Consider the following 6244-nt stretch of genomic DNA (forward strand, 5'->3'; position numbering starts at 1 on the left):
TATCAGAACACTAATATCATAATTGAGATGAATCTATTTTTCATCACTCTTATTTTGGTGTCCTTTTTTTTGTTCATGGCTTTAGATTTCTTGAATTTGCCTGTGGATAACTCTCAATTATTTTGCGCAACTCATATATAATAAACATATAGTAGTTTCACTACATGTTTCATCTAATTTCAATGAATTTATCTAGAACATAGATGCTATGAATTATTTCTTCCTCCTAATTAATAAGTTTTAAATAGTACTAACTTATCTCATTGATCGCATCAGTTTTATCTAGCATTTTAACATTTATCCCAAAATTATCAATGTTCATTATTTTAGTAAATCCTGAACTGCTAATACTTTCAGAGTGGGATATTTCAATAAATGAGTCATATTCATTGAATATTACTGATCTAATTTCATCATGTGTATTTTTGTCTAATGATGATGAAAACTCATCTAAAAGTAATAAATCATATTCTTGTAACAATAGTCTAGCCAATGCAATTCTTGCATTCTGTCCACCAGAAAGATTTTCACCATTAATCCCAATATTAAAATCAAGTCCTTTTTCATTAACTACACCTAGCAATTTCACTTTTTGCAATACTAAATTTATAGCATCTTGAGGATACTCATGTCCTAATGTTATATTATTCACTATTGTATCATCAAACATAAATTGCATTTGAGAAAAATATCCTATTTTAAAACTTTTAGCTTTTGTTGTGTAATTCTCTGCATTTTCATTATCAAAAGTAACAGATCCAATATAATTTTTATTCAGCCCCATTAAGATACTTATTAATGAGCTTTTACCACTTCCAGACTCTCCTTTTAAAAGAATTTTATCTCCTTTATGTATTTGTAAACCTAAATTATCAAAAACCTTGTTCTCCCCATAACTTAAACTAATTGACTTAAGTTCTATAGGAAAAATATTATCAATTGTATTGTTCTGCTCATTATCTTGGTAAACTGAACTATTTAAAATAATATTAGATATATTTTCACGAATACCATATGTTGACTTTACACGATTATAGTGATTAATTCCATTAAGTAATGGAGAAATAATTCTGTCACTAGCTAGATAAACAGCCATTAACTGAGATAAGGATATTGAACCTTTTATTGTAAAATATCCACCAATCATTAAAGGTACAAATGTAAATATTCCTGAAGATAAATTTGCAATCCAACCAGAAACAAAAACCAACTTATTCATTACATAATTTGATTCTTCAACATCCTTTAACTTTCTAAGCAATTTCTTTAAAAACACTATCTCTCTATCAAATAATCTAATTACGAAATTACCATCTAAATTTTCTCTTAAAGTTTTTAGAAAGTCATTACTCATTGCTGACCATCTTTCCGTTGCCCTCTGAATTTTCCTCTCAAAACACTTAGGCACAATTAACGGAAATACAGAACTTATTATAAATAATGAACCTAGTTTGAAGTCTATTACTAAAACATATATTGCAGAAATTGCAGAGAAAATAACACAATAAACTAAACTCAAGTAAGAACTTATATAATGTGTTTCAAGTAGTTTAAAATCATTAACAATAAGACTGTACAATGAGTCATTATTAATTTCATAATTCCTAATAAATATTCCATCACTTAACTGTTTTTTCACTGAAAAATTAAACGAGGCTATTAGCTTTTGTCTATAAATCTGCCACAAAAACAATCCTGTACGTATAATCAAGTAAGCTAGTATACCCAATATAAAGTTTGTATATAACTGACGAACTTCACCCTGCTCAATCGCCATTATTAATGAAGCGATAATTGACGGGATAACTACACCATCCAATGCTGTAACAATCATAAAGAAGTAATTTAAAACTAATAGTTTTCTATTACCATATTCTGCTATTAAACTTTTTTTTCTCATCTATACCTCCAAATAGTAAATCAATTCACAGTTATAACACTATAAAACCACCTTTCGGTGGTTTCATAATGCTCAATGATAAGCGCCAGTTCATAAACGAATAATGTGCATTATAGCATTACATTACCACCACTACCACCACCGCCATCACAACTTTGTGATCCACACGAGGTACAACTAGCCTCAACATAATCAAATTCTTTAGTTTCTTCCATTTCCTGCAACTTCAATAAACTATTCACGTGTTCCTCCTAAATAATATATGTTTATAGAGTGATTCATTTCCTTGATTATAACATTACATTACCACCACTACCACCGTCTCCATTACAACTTTGTGATCCACAAGAAGTGCAACTAGCTTCAACATAATCAAACTCTTTAACTTCTTCCAGTTCTTGTAATTTAAGTAAATTATTCATTTTGTCCTCCTATTATTCTATACATAACTTTTTTACAGTAATTGCTTTTAAAGCATTACATTGCCACCGCTACCGCCGTCTCCATTACAACTACTAGCTGCACAAGAAGTACAACTTGCTTCAACGTAGTCAAACTCTTTAACATCTTCAAGTTCTTGTAATTTCAATAAATTATTCATAGTTTCCTCCTTTTTTTATTATTTACTTATTTTATTATGATGATAATTATGATAGCAATCTGAACGCCATCCTTAATACGCAATTGATAAACGTTAGTTTCAAAACATATATACTGATTGAATGTTCAGAAAATTTAATCAATTCAACAATTCTTACCAAATGCATATCACTTTTTAAGCTTTAAAAAGATTAACCATATTTGATTAAGTTCATCCTATCCTCCTTTCAATTTTTTTGTATGCTTAACGAGTTTTAATATCTCACAATAAACAAAAACTAAACAATCTATTCTTGCCTTCTATCAACAATGTATAAATATAACCATAGAAATGATATGTATTAATGATTTTTTTCTGTTTTTATGAACAAAATCGGATTAGATGTTAAACTATGTAATATAACCATTTATAACACTATATTATACATTAATATACTTTGTCAATCATTTTTTCTCGTTACTTGAATTTATTTCTATATTTCTTCTTGTTATATCGAATCTGCAACTAAACTATAACCTTATTCACCGAATTATTCCAGCGAATAACAATTATATTAAAAGGATGCACTCCTAACTTTTTAATTAAATTAAATTTACAAGTATATTTTCATGTTTTATACTATAAATAATTTGATTCACATGCTCAATCGTAGTGGTAGGAGGTAAACATGAAAACTAAAAAAAATAAGTTTTATAATGGGTTTCAGTTGCTTGAAACTCAAAATATTAAGGCAATAGATTCAATTGCTAATCTTTATGTTCACACAATTAGCGGAGCAAAACTATTGCATATCCAAAATAAGGATAATGACAAAGTCTTTTCAATTTCATTCAAAACACCACCTAATAACAATACAGGTGTATCTCACATTATTGAGCATTGTGTATTACTGGGTTCTCGAAAGTATAAGACAAAGGCCCCAATAGTAGATATGTCCAAAGGATCGTTAAAAAATTATGTTAATGCAATGACTTTTAATGATAAAACTATTTATTCAATATCAAGTAAGAATAACAAAGATTTTGAAAACTATATGGATGTATACTTAGACAGTGTGTTTTTCCCTAAGTTTATGAAAGATAAAAGAATATTCATGCAAGAGGGTTGGCATTACAATATTAATAGTAATAATGACCAGATTAAATATAAAGGTGTAGTTTATAATGAAATGCTAAGCACTTATTCTTCTCCAATGAGTAAATTGAAAGATTTAATTAATTTATCTCTTTATCCTGATACTCCTTACAAGTATTCATACGCAGGAGATCCTGATTATATTCCTAACCTAAGATATGAGGAACTTAAAGAGTATTATTTAAAACATTATCATCCTCAGAACAGCTATTTTTTTATTTATGGTGATGGTGATATTCAAAAATATCTTAAACATATAGATAAGGAATATCTTTCGAAGTTCAAGAAGACAGGTGAAAACATCAACATACCATTACAAAACAAGTTTTCAGAGAGAATAAGATTATCTGACTACTATGATATATTATCAAATGATGATATATCTAAGAATACTTATTTAAGTATGAACTTTGTTATAGGTGAAGCTAAAAATGTTGATATTCATCTAATTTCATTAGTACTCAAAATCATATTAACCGACAAATCTACTGGTATTCTGAGAAATTCTCTTCTTAATTCTGGAATAGGCGATAATGTCATTTGTAACATCGGAAGTGGTAAACAAATCCATTTATCGATAATAGTAGCAAACGCAGAAATATCACAAAAAAGTGAGTTTGAGGATGCAATTTATTATAGTCTCTCTCGAATTATTTCTACCGGAATAGATAAAGGCTTGCTAGAAAAGTCTGTTAATATTATTGAATTTAATTTACTTGAAAACTACGGATATGCAACAAAAGGCTCAATTTACAATATGTTATCGTTAAGTTCATGGCTATATGATGGCCATCCAACTGATATTTTATCATTCAATTATCATATTAAGATGTTAAGAGACAAAATTAAATCGAATTTTTTTGAGAAGTTTATTGAAACAAATCTATTAAATAATCAGCATTCATCAATAATAACTTTGGAACCTAGGAAACTTCTTGAAAGTAAAAGAAACTCATTGCAGAAAAAACTAGAAAAGCATAAAGAGTCAATGGATCCCAATCAGTTAAAATTATTAATCGAAGAGAATAATGAACTTCGCACGAGGCAGTTAACTGAAGATTCTAAAGAATGTATAGATACAATTCCAAAACTAAGTATAAACGACATAAATCAAACAGTACCCATACATCTCCAAGAAATATACAAAGAGAACAATATAACAATAATATACAATAACACATGTACTCAAAGTGTAGCATATATAGAGTTACTTTTTGATACAAAGATATTAGATTGTGAGGAAATAAAATACCTCGAAGTATTAACATATTTATTAGGAAACCTGGATACAGATACCATGACTAGTTATGAACTTTCAAATGCAATTTACAAATCTACTGGTGGTATTGAGCTACTGACACGTGTATATACTGACATAAATAACCTCGATTTATATTATCCTAAAATGGTTGTTTCATCAAAAGTACATTCTAATAAATTATTAAATATGTTCTATTTTATCAACATAATAATTAAAGATACATTAATTGACAACACTACAAAAATACGCGAGATCCTTTCAACCATTAAATCTAAATATCAGATGACATTCAACAAATTTGGAGATACATTTACCTCAAATCGTTTAACATCATACTTTAGTGAACCAGCAAAATATCAAGAGGAAATTAAGGGATTTAAGTTTTATTGGTTCATAATCAAATTAATAAAGGATTTTGATATTAATTCGCAAGATGTAATCATCAAGCTTAATAAAGTTTATAAAAAAGTATTTAACTGTTATAATCTATTAATTAGTTATACGGGTGACCATGTCGGATTTCATGAGTTCATGAACCATTATGAGAAAGCTTTGGTTGGTATTTCAAATGAGAAGATGGAGAAACTTAATCATAACTTCAAGGCACAACAATTAAATGAAGGAATCATGTGTTCATTAAGTTTGCAATATATCTCAAAGGGTTTTAACTATAAAAAACTAGGTTATAACTATTCAGGAGCTATGAAAGTATTTCAAACAATAATTAACAATGATTTCCTATACAAAAAAATACGAGAAAATGGTGGAGCCTATGGGTGTAAGCTGTTAGTTCAAAAAAACGGTAATATGATGATTACATCATATAAAGATCCTCATTTAGTGAGAACTTTAAACATGTATAACCAGACAAAAATTTATTTTAATAATCTTAACTCTGAATCGAATATTTTACGAAATTGCATTATTGGAACAATAAGTGATCTAGACAGAACTCTTAATCCTAAAGCTAGCGGTATCATTAAAACATCACATTATATTAGAAACATTACATACACAGATTTACAAAAAGAAAGAGATGAAATTCTTGGAGTTACTGTGAATGAGTTAAAGGAGATTTCAAACATCCTTCAAAAAGTAATAGATAAAAACTACTTATGTGTTCTAGGTAATAATCAAAAACTCAAAGAAAATGAAACTATTTTTCGTAATCTAATACACTTAGACTAAAAGTGAAATATAATGTACAGATAATATCAACGATTTAACATCTTATTCACAAAGAATATCTACATATGAACAGGCTTCTGATAATCTTATAAAAGCATCGGCACACTACATAGATGAATTAGACCCTGATTACACTCATATTTTCTTGTTCAATGATGAT

At 28.1% G+C, this 6244-nt stretch carries 5 protein-coding genes; 1 reads left to right on the plus strand and 4 read right to left on the minus strand.

Annotated features, from left to right (window positions below):
* Positions 1-250: 250 nt before the first annotated feature.
* The 4 genes from OIF36_04800 to OIF36_04815 form a co-directional block, all read right to left on the minus strand.
* Entirely contained in the window at positions 251-1900 is a 1650-nt protein-coding gene (locus OIF36_04800; protein MCV6599772.1) for an ABC transporter ATP-binding protein/permease, read from the minus strand.
* Positions 1901-2010: 110 nt separating this feature from the next.
* Positions 2011-2142, minus strand: a complete 132-nt coding sequence (locus OIF36_04805; GenBank protein MCV6599773.1) for a hypothetical protein — start codon at positions 2140-2142, stop codon at positions 2011-2013.
* Between the two features lie 48 nt (positions 2143-2190).
* A complete protein-coding gene (locus OIF36_04810) occupies positions 2191-2322 on the minus strand; it encodes a hypothetical protein (GenBank protein ID MCV6599774.1) in 132 nt (43 codons plus the stop codon).
* A 47-nt stretch (positions 2323-2369) separates the two neighbouring features.
* Positions 2370-2501 (minus strand): hypothetical protein, encoded by a 132-nt coding sequence (locus tag OIF36_04815; GenBank protein MCV6599775.1) that lies wholly within the window; start codon positions 2499-2501, stop codon positions 2370-2372.
* Between the two features lie 667 nt (positions 2502-3168).
* Here OIF36_04815 and OIF36_04820 point away from each other — a divergent pair.
* On the plus strand, positions 3169-6084 hold the full coding sequence (locus OIF36_04820; protein ID MCV6599776.1) for an insulinase family protein: 2916 nt from the start codon (positions 3169-3171) through the stop codon (positions 6082-6084).
* Positions 6085-6244: the final 160 nt, after the last annotated feature.

The organism is Alphaproteobacteria bacterium (assembly GCA_025800285.1).
Lineage (GTDB): Bacteria > Pseudomonadota > Alphaproteobacteria > JAOXRX01 > JAOXRX01 > JAOXRX01.

What these genes read in the sequence shown, in the direction of transcription:
- OIF36_04820 (MCV6599776.1), top strand. Translation starts at nt 3,169, where the DNA reads ATGAAAACTAAAAAAAATAAGTTTTATAATGGGTTTCAGTTGCTTGAA.
- OIF36_04800 (MCV6599772.1), bottom strand. Translation starts at nt 1,900, where the DNA reads ATGAGAAAAAAAAGTTTAATAGCAGAATATGGTAATAGAAAACTATTA.
- OIF36_04815 (MCV6599775.1), bottom strand. Translation starts at nt 2,501, where the DNA reads ATGAATAATTTATTGAAATTACAAGAACTTGAAGATGTTAAAGAGTTT.
- OIF36_04810 (MCV6599774.1), bottom strand. Translation starts at nt 2,322, where the DNA reads ATGAATAATTTACTTAAATTACAAGAACTGGAAGAAGTTAAAGAGTTT.